Source organism: Bradyrhizobium sp. CCGE-LA001 (genome assembly GCF_000296215.2).
GTDB lineage: Bacteria > Pseudomonadota > Alphaproteobacteria > Rhizobiales > Xanthobacteraceae > Bradyrhizobium.
Genome location: NZ_CP013949.1, coordinates 7,472,545 through 7,493,669 on the forward strand (window position 1 = coordinate 7,472,545; position 21,125 = coordinate 7,493,669).

18 protein-coding genes and 1 pseudogene are annotated in these 21,125 nt (G+C 65.4%); 6 read left to right on the plus strand and 13 right to left on the minus strand.

The genetic code is table 11. The annotated features are described in order from the left end of the window. The first annotated feature begins 107 nt into the window (after window positions 1-107). The 3 genes from tldD to BCCGELA001_RS33970 all read left to right on the plus strand — a co-directional run bounded on the left by tldD (window position 108) and on the right by BCCGELA001_RS33970 (window position 2,962). A complete protein-coding gene (gene tldD, locus BCCGELA001_RS33960) occupies window positions 108-1,535 on the plus strand; it encodes a metalloprotease TldD (protein WP_008541242.1) in 1,428 nt (475 codons plus the stop codon). Further along, entirely contained in the window at window positions 1,532-2,311 is a 780-nt protein-coding gene (gene lepB, locus BCCGELA001_RS33965; protein ID WP_060737281.1) for a signal peptidase I, read from the plus strand. Before tldD ends, lepB begins: the two co-directional genes overlap by 4 nt. Before the next feature lie 84 nt (window positions 2,312-2,395). After that, window positions 2,396-2,962: a nucleotidyltransferase family protein gene (locus BCCGELA001_RS33970; protein ID WP_008541233.1), complete on the plus strand. Its 567-nt coding sequence runs from the start codon at window positions 2,396-2,398 to the stop codon at window positions 2,960-2,962. 121 nt (window positions 2,963-3,083) lie between these two features. Here the strand turns inward: BCCGELA001_RS33970 and BCCGELA001_RS33975 are convergent, their stop codons facing one another. The 3 genes from BCCGELA001_RS33975 to BCCGELA001_RS33985 form a co-directional block, all read right to left on the minus strand. After that, entirely contained in the window at window positions 3,084-3,659 is a 576-nt protein-coding gene (locus tag BCCGELA001_RS33975) for a PAN domain-containing protein (RefSeq protein ID WP_008541232.1), read from the minus strand. Between the two features lie 111 nt (window positions 3,660-3,770). Continuing rightward, complete coding sequence (locus tag BCCGELA001_RS33980; protein ID WP_060737282.1) at window positions 3,771-5,141, minus strand: glutamate--cysteine ligase; 1,371 nt, start codon at window positions 5,139-5,141, stop codon at window positions 3,771-3,773. A 97-nt stretch (window positions 5,142-5,238) separates the two neighbouring features. Further along, entirely contained in the window at window positions 5,239-5,736 is a 498-nt protein-coding gene (locus BCCGELA001_RS33985; protein WP_008541225.1) for a MarR family winged helix-turn-helix transcriptional regulator, read from the minus strand. 125 nt (window positions 5,737-5,861) lie between these two features. On the opposite strand from BCCGELA001_RS33985, the pseudogene BCCGELA001_RS39215 reads away from it, so the two are divergent. Continuing rightward, window positions 5,862-6,135: pseudogene (locus tag BCCGELA001_RS39215) on the plus strand (glutathione transferase GstA); the annotation flags it as partial. A 52-nt stretch (window positions 6,136-6,187) separates the two neighbouring features. Here BCCGELA001_RS39215 and BCCGELA001_RS33990 read toward each other — a convergent pair. The 4 genes from BCCGELA001_RS33990 to BCCGELA001_RS34005 form a co-directional block, all read right to left on the minus strand. After that, entirely contained in the window at window positions 6,188-8,401 is a 2,214-nt protein-coding gene (locus BCCGELA001_RS33990; RefSeq protein ID WP_060737283.1) for an FAD-dependent oxidoreductase, read from the minus strand. 18 nt (window positions 8,402-8,419) lie between these two features. Then, on the minus strand, window positions 8,420-9,628 hold the full coding sequence (locus tag BCCGELA001_RS33995; RefSeq protein ID WP_060737284.1) for an acetyl-CoA C-acetyltransferase: 1,209 nt from the start codon (window positions 9,626-9,628) through the stop codon (window positions 8,420-8,422). A gap of 72 nt (window positions 9,629-9,700) precedes the next feature. Beyond that, window positions 9,701-11,491, minus strand: a complete 1,791-nt coding sequence (locus BCCGELA001_RS34000; RefSeq protein ID WP_008541208.1) for an acyl-CoA dehydrogenase C-terminal domain-containing protein — start codon at window positions 11,489-11,491, stop codon at window positions 9,701-9,703. A gap of 39 nt (window positions 11,492-11,530) precedes the next feature. Continuing rightward, complete coding sequence (locus tag BCCGELA001_RS34005) at window positions 11,531-11,917, minus strand: nuclear transport factor 2 family protein (RefSeq protein ID WP_008541207.1); 387 nt, start codon at window positions 11,915-11,917, stop codon at window positions 11,531-11,533. Between the two features lie 196 nt (window positions 11,918-12,113). Between BCCGELA001_RS34005 and BCCGELA001_RS34010 the strand changes: the two genes are divergently transcribed. Beyond that, window positions 12,114-12,701 (plus strand): PadR family transcriptional regulator, encoded by a 588-nt coding sequence (locus BCCGELA001_RS34010; protein WP_060737285.1) that lies wholly within the window; start codon window positions 12,114-12,116, stop codon window positions 12,699-12,701. Window positions 12,702-12,744: 43 nt separating this feature from the next. On the opposite strand, the gene BCCGELA001_RS34015 is transcribed toward BCCGELA001_RS34010, so the two are convergent. The 6 genes from BCCGELA001_RS34015 to BCCGELA001_RS34040 are packed head-to-tail and all read right to left on the minus strand — an operon-like array spanning window position 12,745 to window position 19,932. Continuing rightward, window positions 12,745-14,184, minus strand: a complete 1,440-nt coding sequence (locus BCCGELA001_RS34015) for an NAD-dependent succinate-semialdehyde dehydrogenase (RefSeq protein ID WP_060737286.1) — start codon at window positions 14,182-14,184, stop codon at window positions 12,745-12,747. A gap of 58 nt (window positions 14,185-14,242) precedes the next feature. Beyond that, window positions 14,243-15,451, minus strand: coding sequence for an ABC transporter substrate-binding protein (locus BCCGELA001_RS34020; RefSeq protein WP_442855162.1), 1,209 nt, complete (start codon window positions 15,449-15,451; stop codon window positions 14,243-14,245). 30 nt (window positions 15,452-15,481) lie between these two features. Beyond that, a complete protein-coding gene (locus BCCGELA001_RS34025) occupies window positions 15,482-16,324 on the minus strand; it encodes an alpha/beta fold hydrolase (protein ID WP_008541189.1) in 843 nt (280 codons plus the stop codon). After that, window positions 16,321-16,689, minus strand: a complete 369-nt coding sequence (locus tag BCCGELA001_RS34030) for a hypothetical protein (RefSeq protein WP_008541187.1) — start codon at window positions 16,687-16,689, stop codon at window positions 16,321-16,323. Before BCCGELA001_RS34030 ends, BCCGELA001_RS34025 begins: the two co-directional genes overlap by 4 nt. Next, entirely contained in the window at window positions 16,686-18,782 is a 2,097-nt protein-coding gene (locus BCCGELA001_RS34035; protein ID WP_008541186.1) for an acetate--CoA ligase family protein, read from the minus strand. Before BCCGELA001_RS34035 ends, BCCGELA001_RS34030 begins: the two co-directional genes overlap by 4 nt. Beyond that, a complete protein-coding gene (locus tag BCCGELA001_RS34040; protein WP_008541184.1) occupies window positions 18,772-19,932 on the minus strand; it encodes an acyl-CoA dehydrogenase family protein in 1,161 nt (386 codons plus the stop codon). The genes BCCGELA001_RS34035 and BCCGELA001_RS34040 overlap by 11 nt, the downstream gene beginning before the upstream one ends. A gap of 101 nt (window positions 19,933-20,033) precedes the next feature. Between BCCGELA001_RS34040 and gcvA the strand changes: the two genes are divergently transcribed. Beyond that, window positions 20,034-20,930: a transcriptional regulator GcvA gene (gcvA, locus tag BCCGELA001_RS34045; RefSeq protein WP_063921127.1), complete on the plus strand. Its 897-nt coding sequence runs from the start codon at window positions 20,034-20,036 to the stop codon at window positions 20,928-20,930. The last annotated feature ends 195 nt before the right edge of the window (window positions 20,931-21,125 follow it).

Below are 21,125 nucleotides of genomic sequence, written 5' to 3' on the forward strand. Positions count from 1 at the left end.
CGCCGGTGAGCGATCCTATTGTTTCCGTAATGTGAGGCTTGTCGCCCTCGCGGAACCGGTCCGAAACCATTATCTTGCCCCACAGCCCCCCCATAATGGACGGACGCATGACCAACCCTGCCACGACCTCCCTGCTCGACCGTGCCAATCTCGACCGCGACCAGGTTCGCAACGAGGTCGCGCGCGGCCTCGCTGGTGCCGACGACGGCGAATTGTTCCTGGAATACAGCCAGACCGAAGCGCTGATGTTCGACAATGGGAGGCTGAAGCAGGCGACCTACGACACCTCGCAGGGCTTTGGGCTTCGCGCCGTCAAGGACGACGCCGTCGGCTATGCGCATTCTTCCGACGTCTCGCTGCCGGCGCTGATTCGCGCCGCCGATGCCGTCGCGGCCGTTCGCGGCGGCTATTCCGGCAGCTTTGCCGCCCCGCCAGCGCATACCAACGTCCGCCTCTATGGCGACGATAATCCGCTGGATGCGCCGGGCTTCGAGACCAAGGTCAAGCTGCTCGCCGAGATCGACGCATATTTGCGTGACAAGGATCCGCGCGTGCGGCAGGTCAGCGTCAGCCTGGGCGCGACCTGGCAGGTGGTCGAGATCCTGCGGCCGGACGGCGAGAGCTATCGCGACATCCGCCCGCTTGTGCGCGTCAATATTTCCGTCGTCGCCGGCCAAGGCGACCGCCAGGAGAGCGGCAGCAAGGGCTATGGCGGCCGCGCCGGCTATGCCGAATTCATCGAGAGCAAGAACTGGCGCGACGCTGCCGACGGCGCGCTGCGCGAGGCCCTGGTCAATCTGGAATCGATTCCGGCTCCGGCCGGCGAAATGGACGTCGTGTTAGGGGCCGGCTGGCCCGGCGTGATGCTGCATGAAGCGGTTGGCCACGGCCTCGAAGGCGACTTCAATCGCAAGAAGACCTCTGCCTTCGCCGGCCTGATGGGCCAGCAGGTCGCGGCCAAGGGCGTCACCGTCGTCGACGACGGCACCATCGCCTCGCGCCGCGGCTCGCTGTCGATCGACGACGAGGGTACCCCGACCAACCGGACCGTGCTGATCGAGGACGGCATCCTGGTCGGCTACATGCAGGACCGCCAGAACGCGCGCCTGATGAACATGAAGCCGACCGGCAACGGCCGTCGCCAGGGCTACGCCCACGTGCCGATGCCGCGCATGACCAACACCTACATGCTCGCGGGCGACCGCGATCCTGCCGAGATTCTCGCCTCGGTGAAGAACGGCGTGTTCGCCGCGAATTTCGGCGGCGGCCAGGTCGACATCACTTCGGGCAAATACGTGTTCCAGTGCACCGAGGCCTACAAGATCGAGAACGGCAAGATCGGCGCGCCGCTCAAGGGCGCCATGCTGATCGGCAACGGGCCGACCGACCTGCACCGCATCCGCATGATCGGCAACGACCTCGCGCTCGACACCGGCATCGGCACCTGCGGCAAGAACGGCCAGGGCGTGCCTGTCGGCGTCGGCCAGCCGTCGCTTCTGATGGAGCGCATCACGGTGGGCGGGACGGGCGCATGAGCGTGGAAGAAAAGGTCACTGTCACCCCCAAACGAAAGAGCAGCGGCTGGGGCGGTCAGTTGGTGCAGCTCGCCGGCATCGTCGCCGCCGTGTTCATCGCCAAGGGCGCACTCGCCGAGCCGTTCTACGTGCCGTCGGGCTCGATGGAGCCGACGCTGCTGATCGGCGATGCGCTGCTCGCCTCGAAATTCCCCTATGGCTACGGCACGTCGTCGCTGCCGATCCAGATCAACCTGCCTGAGACCGGCCGCGTGTTCGCGGAGACGCCAAAGCTCGGCGACGTCGTCGTGTTCCGCTGGCCCGGCGATCGCTCGCAGGCCTGGGTCAAACGTGTCGTGGGTCTGCCCGGCGACCGCATCCAGATGCGGCAGGGCCAGCTCTTCATCAACGACCGCCCGGCCGAGTTGAAGCCCGACGGCGTCGGCGCTGCCGAGGACGACAATGGCGGCACCGAACCGGCCTATCGCTATGTCGAGACCCTGCCGAACGGCGTCTCGCACCTGATTTTCAAGATGCGCGACAACGGCCCGCTCGACAACACGCCGGAAATGACGGTGCCGCCAGGCCACCTCTTCGTGCTCGGCGACAACCGCGACAATTCCGCCGACAGCCGCGTGCCGCTGCGCTCCGGCGGTGTCGGCCTGTTGCCGATCGACAATCTGGTCGGCCGTGCGGATGCCGTGCTCGGCTCCTGGGATCTCGGCATGCGCAGTCAGCCGGTGTGGACCTGGCTCTCCGGCTTCAGGCTCGCGCGGTTCTTCACCGCCGTGCATTGAATGAAGCGTCGACCGTGTCCTGGCGCAGTGTGATGGTGGGCACGGCGCGCGAAGAGCGCGCCTTTGCCTACCCTACGATTTCCGATGACACGCGACGAATTCCTCGCTCTCGCCCTGCAAAATCCCGTCAACGCCGCGATCATCGATGAGCTGCGCCGGCTGGCGCTGCCGGATGCGTGGCTGGTCGCAGGTTGCCTGGTGCAGTCGGTGTGGAACGCGCTCACGGGACGCCCGATCGATTACGGCATTGCCGATTACGACGTGTTCTATTTCGATGCCGACACGTCGTGGGGGGCGGAGGACGCGGTGATCCGCACCCTGCATGCGCGGCTCGCGCACCTCGGCGTCAAGGTCGAGATCCGCAACCAGGCTCGCGTGCATCTGTGGTACCCCGACAAGCACGGTCTTCCATATCCGCCGTTGACGCGCTCGACCGACGGTATCGACCGCTTCCTCACGGAGAATACACAGCTGGGCATCCGACCTGCCGACGGTGATTTCAAGGTCTATGCGCCGCACGGATTCGACGAAGTCGCGAAACTGATCGTGCGGCCTAATCGAGCGCTGAATTTCTCCGCTGCAAATTACGCGGCGAAGACTGCGCGATGGAAGGCGCTGTGGCCGGAGATCACGGTGATTGCGGCGGAGTGAGAGCCGTAGGGTGGGCAAACCGAAGCGTGCCCACCACTTCTCGTGGCGACTGCGGAGGGATGGTGGGCACGGCGCTTTGCGCCTTTGCCCACCCTACGGCACCTGCGTCCGGGGCACAGATCTATCTCACCACCCCCGACGTAAACCCCGCCTTCCGCCGCGGCGGCTTGATTTCCTTCTTCAGGAAGCAGCGCGCCTCGCGCCCGGTATAGCCGGGCCGGGCATAGGTGAAGGCGCGGCATTTGTTGTCGGCGGTGCAGGCGGCCTTGCAGGCGTCCTCGCCGTCACCGCTCTTGAGCTCGAAATTGCGCAGATCTCCGCCCGGGCGATCGATCGACGTTTCCACGCCCTCGACGCGCGGCTCGATCACGCCGGCACCGCGCACGCCGGAGATGCAGCAACTGCCGGGAACGCGTGCCGGCACCGTGTTCTTGAGCCAGCAGACGGCCGAGCCGCCTTCCACATCCGGATAATTGAAGCTCCAGGAGCGGCAGCGGCGGTCACGCTCGCAGAGCAGCGCGCAATCCTCGGGATCGCCTGATGTGACCGGCGTGCTGAAATAATCGCCACCCGGGCGGTCGAACGCCGTCTGAGCCCGCGCCGGCACGCTCGCAACCGCGAGCGACAGCAACGCGGCGCATGCCACGACGCTTGCCAGGACCTTTGCGATGACACCGCGCAGGCGGCCCTTCCCCATCGGAACAGCTTTCGAGTTATTGACGACGCTCAGATTTTTTCAGCCGATCATTTGATCGCCGCAAACCTGTACGGCCGATGAACGGCTAAAATCCCCGTCGCTGGCCCTGATCTAGAAAGCGTATTCCGCGTAGGCTGGTTCCACCGAGCCCTTCCAGGGACCATTAAACTTGTCGAGCATCTCCTCGGCCGGGGTCCGGCCGGAATCGATGATACGATCGAGCGGCTCCAGATGGCGGGTCTCGTCGCGGCCGAGCTGGTCGATCCGGCCACGCCGGCGCAGGCCGGCATGCGCCAGAACGAGGCACTCCTTGGCGATCTCGAAGAGATAGCGATCCCTGATCCGCGACTTGAAGCCGAAGCGCGGCACGTCGTCGCGCAGGGCTTGGCGCTCATGCGCGGTCCAGTGCTTCACGATCTCCCAGGCGGCATCGAGCGAGGCATCGTCATAGAGCAGCCCGACCCAGAACGCCGACAACGCCGGCAACCGGCCCCACGGGCCGCCGTCGGAGCCACGCATCTCGAGATAGCGCTTGAGCCGGACCTCCGGGAAGATCGTCGAGAGGTGGTTGGCCCAGTCCGACAGCGTCGGACGCTCACCGGGAAGATTGTTGTTGCGGCCGTCGAAGAAGGCGCGGAACGAGGAGCCCGATACGTCGATATAGTGCTCACCGCGCTTGACGAAATACATGGGCACGTCGAGCGCATAGTCGACATAGCGCTCGAACCCCATGCCGTCCTCGAACGCCCAGGGCATCATGCCCGAACGCGCATTGTCGGTGTCGCGCCAGATCTCGGAGCGGAAGGAGAGAAAGCCGTTCGGCTTGCCCTCTGTGAACGGCGAATTGGCGAACAAGGCGGTCGCGACCGGCTGGAGCGCGAGCGAGACGCGCAGCTTCTTGACCATGTCGGCTTCGGAGGAGAAGTCGAGATTGGTCTGCACCGTGCAGGTCCGGTACATCATGTCGAGGCCGTATTGACCGACCTTCGGCATGTAATTGGTCATAATCTTATAGCGGCCCTTGGGCATCACCGGGATGTCCGCACGCGACCAGGATGGCGTCATGCCGAGCCCGAGGAAGCCGATGCCGAGCGGGGTCGCGATCTCGCGCACCTGCGCCAGATGCGCCATTAGTTCGCTCTGGGTCTGGTGCACGTTCTCGACCGGGGCCCCGGAAAGCTCGAACTGTCCGCCGGGCTCGAGCGAGATGGCACCGCCGCCGGTAACGTCGTAGAGGCCGATGATGTTGCCCTGCTCCATGATCGGCTCCCACCCGAGCAGGAGCTTCATGCCCTCGAGCAGCGCGCCGATGCCGCGCGCGCCCTCGTACGGCACGGGACGGTGCCCCTCGAGCGTGAACGGCGTCTTCTCGTGCTCGGTGCCCATGCGCCATTCGGACGGCGGCTTACAGCCGGCCTCGAACCACGCGACGAGCTCGTCGCGCGATTGCAGTGGAGTCATGTCGATCTGGTCTCGCGCCATATCAAACTCTAATCAAAAGCGCTTCGACCGAACGCGCGCGGGTGACGGGGAGGGTCCGCGAACCCACCGGGCGCGCGGACGTGCTGGCTTGCCGCGATCATCGCGACGGTGTGCTTTCGTTGACGTTGGCGACGGGCGGCAATTTCATCTCGCCGCACGAGCAGCCCAGACGATCGAGCAGCGTGCTTAGCTTGACGGCGTCGGCATCCGACAGCTTCGAACCGACATATTTCTCGATTGCCGCCGAATAGGCCCCCCACATCCGCTTCTGCAACTCGCGGCCGGCTTCGGTGATCTCGACGAACTGGCCGCGCTTGTCGATCTTGCATTCGCGCCGCGAGGCGAGGCCTTCGTCGACCAGGCGGTCGATCAGCCGCGAGGTCGAGTATTGCGGAATCAGCATCTGGCGTTCGAGCTCCACCGGCCGCAGCTCGCCGGAAGGGGCGCGGGACAGTTCAAGCAGCGCGTCGTACCAGGCCAGCGGCGGGAACCCCGCCTTCTTCAGGTCCTGCTCGACGCAATCGAGCACGCGGCTCTGCACCCGCATCAGACGGATCCAGGCCGAAGTCGCCTCGGTCGATGGTTTGCGTTTCATGGTCCCGCTCAAGCTCGTCGCCCGCTCTTTACCCCACTCGATGCACCTGCATCAATCTTGCTATTCAATGCAGGTGCATGTAGTCGTTCTTTCGCTCCAACCAAGCGCCACGAGGAGGAAATTCCATGAAACTGGATTATTCGCCCGGCGCCCTGCCCCTGCTCCCCACATCGCGCCCCTGGAAGCTGGCCTGCCCTATGAGCTGATCAAGGTGGACCCGGGCCAAGAAGCTCGAAAACGAAGAGGATTAGTTGAAGCTGGACTCAGGGTCAGGTCCCTGCGCTGGGCCTCGACAGCGGCGGGATCGTGACCGAAGGCCCGGTGATTGTCCAGATGATCGCCGATCGGGAATCAGTCAAGGCGCTGGGCCCATGGCACCGTTCGGCGAGGGCAAGTAAAAAGGCCGGATCGATGATCCGGCCTTTCGTTGCTGCGGAGCCCCGATGCTTCGTCAGGCCGCAGCCTTCTTCGGCGCGAAGCGGCCGTAGAAGGTCTCGCCCTTCGCGGCCATCTCCTCCAGCAGCTTCGGCGGGGTGAAGCGCGAGCCGTACTTCGCTTCCAGCTTGTGGCAGAGCTCGACGAACTTCTTCGTGCCCATGAAGTCGATGTAGGACAGCGTGCCACCGGTGAACGGCGCAAAGCCGAAGCCGAGGATCGAGCCGACATCCGCCTCGCGCGGATCGGTGATGACGTGATCCTCGACCGTGCGTGCGGCCTCCACCGCCTGCACCACCAGGAAGCGCTGCTTCAGCTCCTCGATGTCGAGCGTGTCGGGGTCGAGCTGCTTCGGCTGCAAGGCCGAGAGGCCCGGCCACAGGCTCTTCTGGCCCTTGCCCTTCTCGGGATAGTCGTAGAAGCCCTTGCTGTTCTTGCGCCCCAGGCGGCCCTGCTTCTCGACCATCTCCACCATCAGCTTCTTCTGATCGGGGTTGATGGCGTTGGGGCCGAGATCGGCTTCGGTCGCCTTCATGATCTTGAGGCCAAGGTCGAGCGCGACTTCGTCCGAGAGCGAGAGGGGGCCCACCGGCATGCCGGCCATCTTGGCGCAGTTCTCGATCATCGCCGGCGGCACGCCTTCAAGGAACATCTCGTTGCCTTCGGCCACGTAGCGGCCGACGCAGCGATTGGCGAAGAAGCCTCTGGAGTCGTTGACCACGATCGGCGTCTTGCCGATCTGGCGGACGTAGTCGAGCGCGGTCGCGAGCGCGACGTCGCCGGTGTTCTTGCCGAGGATGATCTCGACCAGCATCATCTTCTCGACCGGCGAGAAGAAGTGGATGCCGACGAACTTGCCCTGGTCCTTGAAGCTCTCGGCCAGCGAGGTGATCGGCAGCGTCGAGGTGTTGGACGCGAAGATCACGTCGGGCTTGAGGTATTCCTGCGCCTTGGCGAATGTCTCGGCCTTGGCCTTGCGGTCCTCGAACACGGCCTCGATGACGAGGTCGACGTCCCTCAGCGCAGCGTAGTCCGCGGTCGGCGTGATGCGCGCGAGCAGCGCTTCGGCATCACCCGGCTTGGCGCGGCCCTTCTTGATCTGCTCCTCGATCACCTTCTGCGCATGCGCCTTGCCCTTGTCGGCGCTCTCCTGGTCGCGATCGATCAGGACGACGTCGAGGCCGGCGCGGGCCGAGACGTAGCCGACGCTCGCGCCCATGAAGCCGGCGCCGATCACGGCGATCTTCTTCACCTTGGTGGCGGGCACGTCCTTCGGACGGCGCGCGCCCTTGTTCAGCTCCTGCATCGACAGGAACAGGCTGCGGATCATCGCGGCCGCTTCCTTCGAACGCAGCACCGAGGTGAAGTAGCGCGACTCGACGCGCAGCGCCGCGTCGATCGGCAGCTGCAGCCCCTCATAGACGCAGCTCATGATCGCACGCGCGGCCGGGTAGTTGTCATAGGTCTCGCGGCGATAGATCGCGTTGCCGGCCGGGAACATCATCATGCCGGCCTTGGAGAACACCGGGCCGCCGGGTAGCTTGAAGCCCTTCTCGTCCCAGGGCGCGACGGCCTTGCCGCCGCCCTTGATCCAGTCCTTCGCGGCCTTGATGAGGTCGGCGGCGGGAACGATGGCGTGGATCAGGTTCAGCGCCTTGGCCTTGTCGACCGTAACCGGATCGCCCTTGAGCAGGATCGTCATGGCGTCCTGCGGCGGCACCAGGCGCGGCACGCGCTGCGTGCCGCCGGCGCCGGGGAACAGGCCGACCTTGACCTCGGGCAGGCCGAGACGGGTCTTGGGATTCTCCGCCGCGACGCGATAATGGCAGCACAGCGTAATCTCGAAGCCGCCGCCGAGCGCGAGGCCGTTGATCGCCGCCGCCCACGGCTTGCCCGAGGTTTCGATCGAGCGCAGCACCTGCGAGAATCTGCGGCTCTGGTCGAACAGCATCTGGTTCGCTGCAGTCTCGCCCTGCTCCTTGAGAACCTTCGCGTAAGCCTGGTTCATGCCTTCGAGCATGGAGAGGTCGGCGCCGGCGCAGAACGCTTCTTTCGCCGAGGTGATGACGACGCCCTTCACCGCGGCGTCGGCGGTGGTCGCCTTGACGATCGCATCGAGCTCGCTAGTCGAGGTCTCGTCGAGCACGTTCATCGAGCGGCCCGGGATGTCCCAGGTGACGAGCGCAATGCCGTCGGAATCGGTGTCAACCTTGAAGTTCTTGTACGACATGTTGGTTGCTCCCTACCCTTACACGCGCTCGATGATGGTCGCGGTGCCCATGCCGCCGCCGATGCACAGCGTGACCAGGGCGGTGGATTTACTGGTGCGCTCGAGCTCGTCGAGCACGGTGCCGAGGATCATCGCGCCGGTCGCCCCGAGCGGATGGCCGAGCGCGATGGCGCCGCCATTGACGTTGATCTTGGCGTTGTCGATGTCGAAGGCCTGGATGTAGCGCAGCACCACCGAGGCGAAGGCCTCGTTGAGCTCGAACAGGTCGATGTCCGACTTCTTCATGCCCGAGCGCGCGAACAGCTTCTCGGTGACGTCGACCGGACCGGTCAGCATCATCGCCGGCTCCGAGCCGACATTGGCGAAGGCGCGGATCTTTGCGCGCGGCTTCAGACCATACTTGCTACCCGCTTCCTTGCTGCCGAGCAGCACGGCGCCGGCACCGTCGACGATGCCGGAGGAATTGCCGGCGTGATGCACGTAGTTGACGCGCTCGATCTCGGGATGCGACTGCACCGCAACGCCGTCGAAGCCGCCCATCTGCGCCATCATCGTGAACGACGGCTGCAGCTGCGCCAGCGACTGCATCGTCGTCGAGGGCCGCATATGCTCGTCCTTGGCGAGGATGGTGAGGCCGTTGATGTCCTTGACCGGCACGACCGACTTGTTGAAGCGGCCCTCGTCCCAGGCCTTGCCTGCGCGCTGCTGGCTCTGCACCGCATAGGCGTCGACATCGTCGCGGGAGAAGCCGTATTTGGTGGCGATCAGATCGGCCGACACGCCCTGCGGCATGAAATAGGCCGGCACCGCCATCGAGGGGTCCATCGGCCAGGCGCCGCCGGAGGCGCCGATGCCGACGCGGCTCATCGATTCGGCACCGCCGCCGATCACGAGCTCATGCTGGCCGCTCATCACCTGCGCGGCAGCGAAGTTCACGGCATCGAGGCCGGAGGCGCAGAAGCGGCTGATCTGCACGCCGGGCACGGCTTCGCCGAGACCGGCCTTCAGCGCGGCAAAGCGCGCGATGTCGGAACCGGCTTCGCCGACCGGATCGACCACGCCGAGTACGACGTCATCGACCGAATCCTCGGGAAGGTTGTTGCGGTCCTTCAGCGCCTTCAACGGCACGGTGGCGAGCGCGAGCGCGGTCACTTCGTGCAGCGCGCCGTCGGCCTTGCCGCGGCCACGCGGGGTTCGGACGTGGTCGTAGATATAGGCATCTGCCATGGGGAGCCTCCTGATTGCAGTTATCTTGGTGACGACCGCTGCGCGGTCGCGATCATTCGTGGGGCGAAAGAGTCAGAACGCTTCCGCCGGCAATTCCATGATGGTGGCGCAGCCGGCCTGGATGCGCGCGAGATTGGCCGCGGTCTCCGGCAGCATCCGCTCCATGAAGAAGCGGCCGGTGACGAGCTTGGTCGAGAGATAGGGCGTCGCCCCGCTCTCGGCAATCTTGGCATTCGTCACCTTGGCCATCTTCGCCCACATGTAGCCGAGCGCGACGAAGCCGAAGAGATGCAGGTAGTCGGTTGCGGCCGCGCCCGCATTGTCGGGCTTGGCCATCGCGTTCTGCATCAGCCAGGTCGTGGCCTGCTGCAGGTGACCCAGCGAGGTCGAGAGCGGCGTGATGAAGGGCTTGAGCGCCTCGTCGCCGCCGTTCTCCTTGGCGAAGGCCATGACCTCGCCGAAGAAGGCCATGATGGCGCGGCCGCCGTCGCGCGGCAGCTTGCGGCCGACGAGGTCGAGCGCCTGGATGCCGTTGGCGCCTTCATAGATCATCGCGATGCGCGCATCGCGCACGAACTGCTCCATGCCCTGCTCGGCGATGTAGCCGTGGCCGCCATACATCTGCTGCGCCTGCACCGCGTTGGCGAAGCCGTAATCGGTGAGGAAGCCTTTCAGCACCGGCGTCATCAGGCCCATATGGTCGTCGGCGGCCTGGCGGTCCTTCGGGTCCTCGGAGCGGTGAGCGACGTCGCTCTTCAGCGCGGTCCACATCACGAAGGCGCGCGCGGCCTCGTTGAAGGCGCGGATCGAGAGCAGCGTGCGGCGCACGTCGGGATGGACGATGATCGGATCGGCCGGCTTGTCCGGCGCCTTAGCACCCGTCAACGCGCGGCCCTGGATGCGCTCGCGGGCATAGGCGACCGCGTTCTGATAGGCGACCTCCGACTGCGCCAGGCCCTGCACGGCGACGCCGAGCCTCGCCTCGTTCATCATCACGAACATGCCCTGCATGCCCTTGTTCTCTTCGCCGATCAGCCAGCCGGTGGCGTTGTCGTAGTTCATCACGCAGGTGGAATTGCCGTGGATGCCCATCTTGTGCTCGATCGAGCCGCAGACGACGCCGTTGCGCTGCCCGACCGAACCGTCGGCGTTGACCAGGAATTTCGGCACCACGAACAGCGAGACGCCCTTGATGCCGGCGGGCGCGCCCTCGATGCGGGCGAGCACGAGGTGGATGATGTTGTTGGCGAGATCATGCTCGCCGGCCGAGATGAAGATCTTGGTGCCCGTGATCTTGAAGCTGCCGTCAGCCTGCCGCACCGCCTTGGTGCGGAGCATGCCGAGGTCGGTGCCGCAATGCGGCTCGGTCAGGTTCATGGTGCCGGTCCACTCGCCGGCCACCATCTTCGGCACGTAGGTCTGCTTCTGCTCGGGCGTGCCGTGCACCAGAAGCGCCGCGGTCGCGCCCATGGTGAGGCCGCCATACATCGAGAACGCCATGTTGGCGGAGATCTGGAATTCGTTGACGGCCTGGGAGAGCGTCACCGGCAGGCCCTGGCCGCCGAACTCGGTCGGCGCCGACAGCCCGAGCCAACCGCCTTCGGCGACCTGCTTGAAGGCGTCCTTGAAACCCTTCGGGGTGGTGACGCTGCCGTCGTCCGCGCGCTTGCAGCCTTCGAGATCGCCGACACGGTTGAGCGGCTGCAGCACCTCTTCGGCGAGCTTGGCGGCCTCGCCGAAGATCGCCTCGCGCACGTCGCTCGAGGCATCGGAGAAGCCGGCCAGATTGTCGTAGCGGTCGATCTGGAAGACGTCGTTGAGCAGGAAGTTCACGTCTTCGACGGGGGCTTTATAGATCGGCATGGGGGTCTCCCGGCGTGGCCTGGTGGGACGATGTTGGGCTTATGATTGTGCGGCGGCAAGCTGCTCCGCCATCAGGCGGTGCAGCATGTTGATCGCCTTGAGCGGACGCACCATCACCTTGAAATGGGTGATGCGTCCGTCGGCATCGAAGCTGATGATGTCGACACCGTTGATCTCGATGCCGTCGATGACATTCTTGAATTCGAGCACCGCACCATTATCGCTGCGCCATTCACCGACATAGGTGAAGCCGGGGCCGCCGAGCACCTTCTCGGCGCTGGAGAGATATTTGAAGGTGATGTCGCGGCCGCGCTGCGGTGAATGCACCACGGGGCTTTCGAACACGGCGTCGGGGTGCAGGAGGTCCCAGAGCGCGGCGCGATCGTGAGACTTCATGTAGGCGTACCAGGAATCGAGGCCGGTCATTCTCAGATGCCTCCCTAAGGCCAAGGGCAAAGTGCGAAAACAACCCCATGCACAGTAGCGATGTAATTGATTTCGCTTGATTCTTTCAGTCGGGCCTTGAGCCCGCCTGCACGCCGCCTCATATGCACATTGACGCATATGCGCCGATGCGCATAAAGTCAAGCAACTTGGTCAAGCCTAAGAAGGGAGGCCGGTCATGGCACTGGGTGACGCAATCCTCGCATGCCTGACGGAACGTCCGATGACGGGCTACGAGCTCGCCAAGACGTTCGATTCCTCGATCGGCTTCTTCTGGAAGGCCGACCATCAGCAGATCTACCGCGAGCTCTCCAAGCTGCGCGACCGCGGCTTCATCCAGGGCCGCGAGGTCGTGCAGACAGGCAAGCCCAACAAGCTGGTTTATACGCTCACTCCGGAGGGGCGAACAGCGCTGCGGCACTGGGCCGCGCGACCGAGCACGCCAGCCTCGACCAAGGACGACCTCCTGGTCCGTCTCCATGCGCTCGACAGCATCGATATCGAGCCGCTGCGCACCGATCTGATGGCCCGCCTGGAGCACCATCGCGACCGCCACGCCAATTACGAGCGCATCCTGAAGAAGCGCTTTCCGGACGGCACCGCGGAGGGCCGGCTCGATCTCGGCAATCTGCTGCTGCTTCGTTTGGGGGCCCGGCACGAGCAGATGGTGGCCGATTTCTGCGAGGAGGCGCTGGCGGCGCTCTCGGCGATGAGCGGCAAGGCCACGGTCGTGCCGCTGGACGAGGGCAAGCGCGAGCAGGGCTGAATGCCTCTAAGAACCGGCGGTCGTCGCCGCGCGCCCGGCCTCGTCAGGCCGCCAGCTGGCTGACGTATTTGAGGGTCTGGAACTCCTGAAGGCCCTCGATGCCGCCTTCGCTGCCGATGCCACTGTCCTTGTAGCCGCCAAACGGCGTTTCCGGCAGCGATGCCTGCCAATGATTGACGATCACGTTGCCACTCTGGATCGCCTCGGATGCGGCGGAGGCGTTGCGCATGTCGTGCGTCATCACATAGGCGGCGAGCCCGAAAGGCAGGCGATTGGCGAGCTGCAGCGCCTCGTCCACGGTGCGGAACGGAGCCGTCGCCGCCAGCGGGCCGAACGGCTCGACGTTGGAGGCGAGGCACTCCTGGTCGACATGGGAGAGCACGGTGGGGCGGTAAAAATATCCGGTCTCTCCGCAGCGCCGGCCGCCCGCCGCGACGCGGATCTGGCGCGCCCGCGCGTCGTCCACGAAACGCTCCATGCTCTCCACGCGCCGCGCATGGGCTAGCGGTCCCATCTGGGTCGATGCATCGAATCCATCTCCGACCACGATGGCCTCGGCGAGTTCGGCCAGTCTGGCCGCGAAGCGGTCGTGGATCGATTCATGCACGAAGAAGCGCGTCGGCGAGGTGCAGACCTGGCCGGCATTGCGGAACTTGGCGGTGACCGCCGACAGCGCGGCAGCTTCGGGATCGACGTCGTCGAAGATCAGCACGGGCGCGTGGCCGCCGAGCTCCAGCGTCATCCGCTTCAGGCCCTGCACGGCAAGCGCCCCGAGCTGCCGGCCGATCTCGGTCGATCCGGTGAAGGTGAGTCCGCGGATGACGGGCGAACGCAGCAGCGTCTGCGAGATCAGCGCGGGGTCGCCGAACACGACGTTGAGCACGCCGGCCGGAAGCCCGGCGTCGTTGACCGCGGCGGCAATGGCAAGCGCCGTCGCCGGTGTTTCCTCCGCCGGCTTGATCACGACGGCACAGCCCGCTGCGAGGGCGCTGGAGATCTTGCGTGCCGGCGTGATGGCCGGCGCATTCCAGGGCGAAAAGGCCGCGATCGGACCGAGCGGCTCACGGATCGCGACCTGCTGGATGGCACGATGGCGAGAGGGAATGACCCGGCCATAGGCGCGGCGTCCCTCCTCCCCATTCCACACGAACAGCGCGGCCGCGGTCTCGACCTCGGTGCGGGCTTCGGCGATCGGCTTGCCGAGCTCCAGCGTGATCAGGCTTGCGATCTGCTCGCGCCGCTCGGTGATCAGCGCCGCGGCGCGCTGCAGGATGCCGCCCCGGTCGCCGGGCGACATCCGGCGCCATTGCTCATGCCCCCGCGCGAGCGATGCGAGCGCCTCCTCCAGATCCTCTGCGCCGGCACAGGGCAGCTGCCCGATGACCTGCCCTGTTGCAGGATTGCGCACCGGAACGGTGGCGCGCCCGGCGGCGTCTCGCCCCTGGCCATCGATGAAGAGTGCGAGCGCAGGATAGTCGATCATGTGGCCCTCTGAGCAGGACGGACCGCAGCATGGCTGCGATCCGACTGCGGTTCGCGTGCTACTTGGCGACCAGCGGGCAATTGCCGTCCTTGAGCGGACGGAACGCCTGGTCGCCCGGTACCGTGGCGAGGATCTTGTAATAGTCCCAGGGATATTTCGATTCCGAAGGATCCTTGACCTGCAGCAAATACATGTCGCGGATCACCCGCCCATCCTCGCGGATCGAAGCGTTGGTGGTGTAGACGTCGTTGATCGGCAGCTTCTTCATCTCTGCGACCAGAGCCGCACCCGACTCGCTCTTCTTCGCATCGATTGCCTTCAGGTAATGCGTGACCGCGCCATACACCGCGATCTGCAGGCTGCCGGGCGCCTTGCCCTTGAAGCGCTCCATGAAGCGCTTGCTCCAGGCACGGGTCTTGTCATTGGCATCCCAATAGAAGCTGTCGGCGAAGATGAGCCCCTTGGCGTTGGCGAGACCGAGACCGTGAATGTCGGGCAGATTGACCAGCAGCGCCGCGATGCTCTGCCCGCCGGCGGTGAGGCCGAACTCGTTCGCCTGCTTTAACGAATTCATCATGTCGGCGCCGGCATTGGCGAGTCCGACCACCTGCGACTTCGAAGCCTGGGCCTGCAACAGGAAAGACGAGAAGTCCGGCGTGTTGAGCGGCGCCCGCGCCGCACCCAGCACCGTGCCGCCATTGGCGAGCACCACCTTGGAGGCTTCCGCCTCGAGCGCCTGTCCGAAGCTGTAATCGGCGGTCAGGAAGAACCAGCTCTTCAGGCCCTTCTTGACCAGCGGCGCGGTCGCGACATTCGCCAGCGCGTAATTGTCGTAGGCCCAGTGCATGCCGTTCGGCGAACAGGCCTTGCCGGTGAGGTCGGGCGTTCCGGGGCCGGTGGCGAGGAAGACCTTGTCCTTTTCGCGGGTCAGTTGCTGCACGGCCAGCGCGACGCCCGACGAGACTACCTCGGTGATCGCATCGACGCCTTCAGTGTCGTACCAGCGCCGCGCGATGCCGAGACCGACATCGGCCTTGTTCTGATGGTCGGCCGAGACGATCTCGACCGGCATGCCGCCGGCCTTGCCGCCGAAATCCTCCACCGCCATCTGCGCCGCCAGGACCGATCCCGCGCCAACATTGTCGGCATAGGGACCGGACATGTCGGTGAGCACGCCGATCTTCACGGTGCCCTTGGCGATCTCCGCTTGCGCGGGTCCCCATACGGACAGCGCTGCCAGAGCCGCAACCAAAGCTTTCGTCTTCACGAATATCCTCCCTTGCTTTTCTTGAACCATTCAGTCGATGGCCTGCAGAACGGGCAGCAGATATCCGAGGAACTTCTCGGGATCTTCGCTCATCGGGAAGTGGCCGAGGCCCTTCATGATGGTCACGTGGCTGCCCTTGATGCTGTTGGCGACCGCGAGCGTTTCCTGTGGGGTGCACGAATAGTCGTACTCGCCCGACAGCAGGAACAGCGGACAACGCGACGTATCGATCTGCGCGACGCGATCTCGGATGTCGCCGTCGAGCTTGTAGAAATACAGGTCGCCCTTGAAGACGCCGGGACCGCCCTGCATGTAGTGCCACAGCGTTTCCCAGCGATCGGCATCGGGTGCTTCGGGGCCGACGAGGCCGGAGACAATCGCCGCGCAGACCTCGCCGCCATGCACGTCCGGACGGTGCAGGAAGTTGAGGTCGTAATAAGGATCGACATGAGCGCCGGCCTGCAGGCCGATGATGGCGCGGAAGCGTTCGGGATGGTCGAGCGCCAGATGCAGCACGATGCGTCCGCCGATCGAGCAGCCCATCACGACCGGCCTGTCGAGTTCGAGCGCTTCGGCGACGCTCAGGATCATTCCGGTGTATTGGGCCGAGGTCAGCTGGTATTCCTCGTCGTGCCAGCCGGCCGGCGGCGACGATTTGCCGTGCCAGGGCATGTCGAAAGCGATGACGCGAAATTTCGACGTTACGCGCGGATCGTTCATCAGCGCGCGATATTGGCGGCCGTCGGCGCCCGCGGTATGCAGGCACAGCAGCGGAATGCCCTGGCCGGCCTCTTCGACATACAGACGGTGGCTGCGGCCGAACAGATCGAGCTGAAGATAACGGCCGATCGTGGCTTCGAAACGCGGGCTCATGCTGCGACTCCCGTTGCACGCAGTTTCACCAGCGCTTCCTTGAAGTAGCGGAGGTTGGCCATGAAGATCTGCAGATTGCCTTCGGCCTTGAGGGTGCGCCGCTTGATCAGCGCCATGAGGTCGTGCGACCCGGGTTGCGGCTTCGCGCTCCAGAACTTCGTCCATTCCTCCTCGGAGGCGCGCAGCGCGAACGACCATGACGGCATCACGAAGGGGCCGCGGGTCACTGCGACGATCTTGCCGTCGGCGATCGTGATCAGCCAGGCCGCAGCTCCGATCTCGAGCAGGAACGTCGTCGACAGGAAGCGACCGCGCCGCACCAGATTCACGTCCGCGTTGACCCTGTCCTTGAGGTCTTCGATCATGTGTCCTCCCTTCGGGCGAGCGCGACCAGGGCGTCGACGGCGATGACGCCCTCGCCCACCGGCCCGACGATCAGCGGATTGATCTCCGCATCGACCACCTGAACGCTCTCCTCGATTGCCAGTTGCGACAGGGCCACGATGGCCCGTGCCAGCGCTTCCATATCGCCATGCGGCCTGTTGCGATATCCCCGGAAGATGCGGCTGATGGCGAGTTCGGCGATCATGCTGCGGGCGGTGTCGAGATCGACCGGGGCGAGGCGGATGCTGCGATCGCGATAAATCTCGGTGTAGATGCCGCCGGCGGCGAGCAGCACCAGCGGCCCGGCATCGGGATCGACGCGATAGCCAAGCAGAAACTCGCCGAGGCCTGCCGTCATCGGCTGCACGATCACATGCGATGCCGCGTGGCCCTTGCCCATGGCATTCCCGACAATGCGGCGCATCGCGGAGCTGAGCTCGGCGTCACTGCGCACGTTCAGCACCACGCCGCCGATCTCGGTCTTGTGCGCGATTGTCGCCGACAGGATCTTCACGGCCACCGGATAGGCGAAGGGAAGATCGAAGGGGCCTTCGGCATCGATCGCGACGGCAACGGCGGGCGCATGGGAGATGCCGAGATTCGCCAGCAGCGCATAGGCTTCGATTTCGTCGAGCTGCTGCGCCGATCCAGCCGCGCTCGGCCGCGGGGATGGAGCGAGTGCCGTGGCCGGCCGGCGCCGCAAGGCTGCGCTCATCGCGTCCGCACAGGATTCCGGGGTGCGGAATGCGGGCACCCCGGCCGCGGCCAGCATGTTCAACGCCTCGGGCGCTTCCGGAACCAGGAAGGCGGCCAGCGGCTTGGCATGCCCGCCGCTGTCGATGACGGGCTTGACGGCGAGCTCCGGCTGAAAGCGTGCGGACGAGCCGATCACCGCGATGACGGCATCGAACTCCGGGGCGCCCAGCAGAGTGTCGAGCGCCGCCTTCATCACGTCGTACCGGGTGCCGGCCAGCGTCAGGTCGGTGATTCGGTCGTGCCCCGCCTTGACGCCGGCAGCGCCGAGACGCGCGTAGGTTTGGTCGCTCGGTGCGACCACATCGATGCCGCGCAGGGCCAGCTCGTCGACCACCATGGCGGCACCGCCGCCGGTGGTGGTCACGATGCCGACGCGGGGAGCGCCGGCACCCTCCCGACGCGCCGGCACACGCGCGACCAACGGCAGCGCTTCAAGCAGCGTTTCAAAGTTGAAGATGCGGGCGATGCCGCAATCGGCGAGGAAGGCGGCCGCGACGTCGTCCTCGCCGGCCAGCGCCCCGGTGTGCGTCAGCGCCAGTTCGGCGGCGGCTGCGGAACGGCCGAGCTTGTAGGCGACGACCGGCTTGCCACGGTCGGCAGCACCGCGCGCGAAGGCGCGCAGATCGTCGGCGTGGCGGATGCTTTCGAGGAACAGCATGTAGCCGGTGATGGTGGGATCGTCGAGCGTCGCCGCGCAAATCTCGCCGAGGCTGAGATCAATCTCGTTGCCGACCGAGACGAGACCCGCGAAACCGAGATGGCGCGCCTTGCCGCGCGAGATCAGGCCGCCGAGCAAACTGCCGCTGTGCGAGGCGACGAAGATACCGCCGCGCGGCAGGTCCGGCTCGGCGAATGCGGCGTTGGCAGTGACGATGGCCCTGCTGTGCAGATTGATGGCGCCGAGGCTCGACGGGCCCAGGATGCGCAATCCGTTCGCTCGCAGCGCCTTCAGCCGAGCGAGCAGCTTGCGGCCCGCTTCGTCGGCCTCCGAATAGCCGGACGCCAGGATGGTGGCCACGGAGAGGCCGAGCCGCGCGCATTCTTCGGCGGCGTCCACGGCATCTTCTGTCGGCGTCAGGATGAAGGCATGGTCGGGAACGACGGGCAGACTTGCGAGCGAAGGCCACGCCGGTTCGCCGAGCACGGTCTTGCGACCCGGATTGATCGGATAGATCGCGCCCTCATAGCCGGCGCGCCGCAGATATTGCAGCGGGCGCGACGACGTCTTCGACGCATCGTCGGAGGCGCCGACCAGCGCGATGCTGCGCGGTGCGAACAGCGCCTGGGCCAGCGAGGGTCTGGTCGTCTCAGTTGCCACGTCCGACCTGCGCACGCTGATCGAACCGGCGGTCGAACACCGATTCCGCGATCCGGTTCTTGAGGATTTCCGTGGAGCCGCCGGCGATCATCCAGCCGCGCGTCCGGCGCATGCAATATTCCGCGAGCGATTCCTGGCTGTAGCCGAGGCCGCCCATGATCTGCACCGCCTCGTTGGCCACCTCGAAACCGGCCTGGTTGCAGGCCAGCTTGGCGATCGCGGTCTGGTACGGCGATGGCAGTTCGTCACGGACATTGGCGGCGCGATACAGCAGCATCTGCGCGGATTCGAGCTTCAGCGCCATGTCCGCGAACTTCCATTGCAGGCCCTGGAATTCGCAGAGATGACGGCCGAACTGCTTGCGCACGGCGGCGTGATCGCGCGCCAGTTTGAAGGCGTAGCGGCCGAGCGCGAGCGAACGGGCGGAATTGCCGAGGCGCTCGACGTTGAAGCCAGCGATCTGCTTCTTGAAGCCACCAATTCCGAGCAGAACGTTCCGCTTCGGGACCCGGCAGTTCTCGAAATAAAGCTGGCTCCACTCTTCGCCGCTCATGAAGGCGGTCGGCTTTCCGATCGTGAAGCCGGGCGTGCCGCGCTCGACGATCACGGAGCCGATGCCGGAGACCCCGGGCGCGAAGCGGACATAGACGAGGTAGATCGCCGCATCGGGACTGTGCGTACCGAACACCTTGCTACCGTTGATGACGTAATCGTCACCGTCCTCGCTCGCCAAGGTCTTGAGTTCGGTGACCGCGGAGCCGGCTTCCGGCTCGCTCATGCCGAGACTGATGCAGATGTTGCCGGCGAGCAGATCGGGCAGCCAGCGCTGCTTCTGTTCCGGCGTCGCGTATTCCACGAAGGTGCGAATCGGCCCGAAATTGCCGGCCTGCACGACATCAGCGCTGCGCGGGCATACCGACGCGACCTGCTCGATCGCGATGACCGAATCCAAGAGCGTGCCGCCCTGCCCGCCATCCTCCGGGTCGAACGAGATGCCCATCAGGCCCTGCTTGCCCAGCATCTGCGCGACCTCGCGCGGAAAGCGCGGATCGTGTGCGCGCGCCAGTGAGCCCTCCCTCAGGTTGGCTTCGGCAAAGCGGCGCACCGAATTGGCGAACGCCTGCTGCTCTTCATTCAGTTCAAAATCCATGGGGCCATCACATCGCTGGAGCGACGCCGTCTTCCCAGCGGGGGCTTTGACAAACAACTGCGTAAAAGTTATGTCGCGATTACATTTTGTAATGACCCGACATGATACCTCCGCTTAACCCCCTGCACGCCTTCGACGTGGCGGCTCGACATCTGAGCTTCACGCGCGCGGCGCGGGAACTACGCGTCACCCAGCCGGCCGTAAGCCGCCAGGTCACGATCCTCGAAGCCTTTCTCGGCGTACGGCTGTTCGAAAGGGACAAGACAGGACTGCGGCTGACCTCGGAGGGTGACGAGTTCCACCGCCAGATCGCGCCGGCGTTCCGCATCATTGCCCAGGCCACCACGGGCCTCACCGCGACCGGCAAGGCCCAGCCGCTGAAGATCAGGGTCTACACGACCTTTGCCGCGAAATGGCTGATCCCGCGGCTGCCGTCGTTCTATGTCAGCTACCCCAATATCCGGTTGGACATTAGCAATGTGGTGGCGCCGGTGGACTTCGAGAACGACAAGGTCGACCTCGCCGTCCAGTTCGGTTCGGGCGAATGGCCCGGCGCCGAGACCGAATTGCTGTTCCGTGACGTCATCCAGCCGGTCTGCAGCCCGAAGCTCCTGAAACGGGCGCGGCTTGCCGAACTCGACGACCTCCGCAAGATCCAGCTGCTCCACTCCCATTATCGCCGCTCGGACTGGCCGGACTGGCTCATGGCAGTGAAACGGCCGGACCTGCTGACCGATCGCAGCGTGAGTTTCCAGAGCTCCGTGCTGACCTACCAGGCAGCCGCCGAAGGCGTCGGCGTCGCCATGGGCCAGCTCTTCCTGCTCCGGAACGAGATCGAGGACGGGACGCTCGTCCCGCTGTTCAACGCGCCGCTGGAACGCGCCTCCGCTCATTACCTTGCCTGGCCGAAGAGCCGACCGATGACCCGCAAGGCGCGTAGCTTCGTGGTCTGGCTGAAGGCCCAGATCGCCCACGACGTGAATCGCGGACGGGCCTGAGCCAAGCTCGGGTCGGTCCCCCCGCCCAACTTTAAGACACCCGCGCCGCATTCCTTAACCCGTTATTTACCGTAACAGGAAAAAGTCGGTTTTCGAGGCAGACGACCCGCGCCAAATTCGGTTGTGTTTGCAACCGGGACGCGAGGGAAGGCTGGAGGCGCCGGGTGGGGCGCCGGAGTCGGAACCGGACAGAGT

What these genes read in the sequence shown, in the direction of transcription:
- BCCGELA001_RS33980 (WP_060737282.1), bottom strand. Translation starts at nt 5,141, where the DNA reads ATGGCGCGAGACCAGATCGACATGACTCCACTGCAATCGCGCGACGAG.
- BCCGELA001_RS34005 (WP_008541207.1), bottom strand. Translation starts at nt 11,917, where the DNA reads ATGACCGGCCTCGATTCCTGGTACGCCTACATGAAGTCTCACGATCGC.
- gcvA (WP_063921127.1), top strand. Translation starts at nt 20,034, where the DNA reads ATGATACCTCCGCTTAACCCCCTGCACGCCTTCGACGTGGCGGCTCGA.
- lepB (WP_060737281.1), top strand. Translation starts at nt 1,532, where the DNA reads ATGAGCGTGGAAGAAAAGGTCACTGTCACCCCCAAACGAAAGAGCAGC.
- tldD (WP_008541242.1), top strand. Translation starts at nt 108, where the DNA reads ATGACCAACCCTGCCACGACCTCCCTGCTCGACCGTGCCAATCTCGAC.
- BCCGELA001_RS33985 (WP_008541225.1), bottom strand. Translation starts at nt 5,736, where the DNA reads ATGAAACGCAAACCATCGACCGAGGCGACTTCGGCCTGGATCCGTCTG.
- BCCGELA001_RS34015 (WP_060737286.1), bottom strand. Translation starts at nt 14,184, where the DNA reads ATGATCGACTATCCTGCGCTCGCACTCTTCATCGATGGCCAGGGGCGA.
- BCCGELA001_RS34030 (WP_008541187.1), bottom strand. Translation starts at nt 16,689, where the DNA reads ATGATCGAAGACCTCAAGGACAGGGTCAACGCGGACGTGAATCTGGTG.
- BCCGELA001_RS34025 (WP_008541189.1), bottom strand. Translation starts at nt 16,324, where the DNA reads ATGAGCCCGCGTTTCGAAGCCACGATCGGCCGTTATCTTCAGCTCGAT.
- BCCGELA001_RS33970 (WP_008541233.1), top strand. Translation starts at nt 2,396, where the DNA reads ATGACACGCGACGAATTCCTCGCTCTCGCCCTGCAAAATCCCGTCAAC.
- BCCGELA001_RS34000 (WP_008541208.1), bottom strand. Translation starts at nt 11,491, where the DNA reads ATGCCGATCTATAAAGCCCCCGTCGAAGACGTGAACTTCCTGCTCAAC.
- BCCGELA001_RS34010 (WP_060737285.1), top strand. Translation starts at nt 12,114, where the DNA reads ATGGCACTGGGTGACGCAATCCTCGCATGCCTGACGGAACGTCCGATG.
- BCCGELA001_RS33975 (WP_008541232.1), bottom strand. Translation starts at nt 3,659, where the DNA reads ATGGGGAAGGGCCGCCTGCGCGGTGTCATCGCAAAGGTCCTGGCAAGC.
- BCCGELA001_RS34040 (WP_008541184.1), bottom strand. Translation starts at nt 19,932, where the DNA reads ATGGATTTTGAACTGAATGAAGAGCAGCAGGCGTTCGCCAATTCGGTG.
- BCCGELA001_RS33990 (WP_060737283.1), bottom strand. Translation starts at nt 8,401, where the DNA reads ATGTCGTACAAGAACTTCAAGGTTGACACCGATTCCGACGGCATTGCG.
- BCCGELA001_RS33995 (WP_060737284.1), bottom strand. Translation starts at nt 9,628, where the DNA reads ATGGCAGATGCCTATATCTACGACCACGTCCGAACCCCGCGTGGCCGC.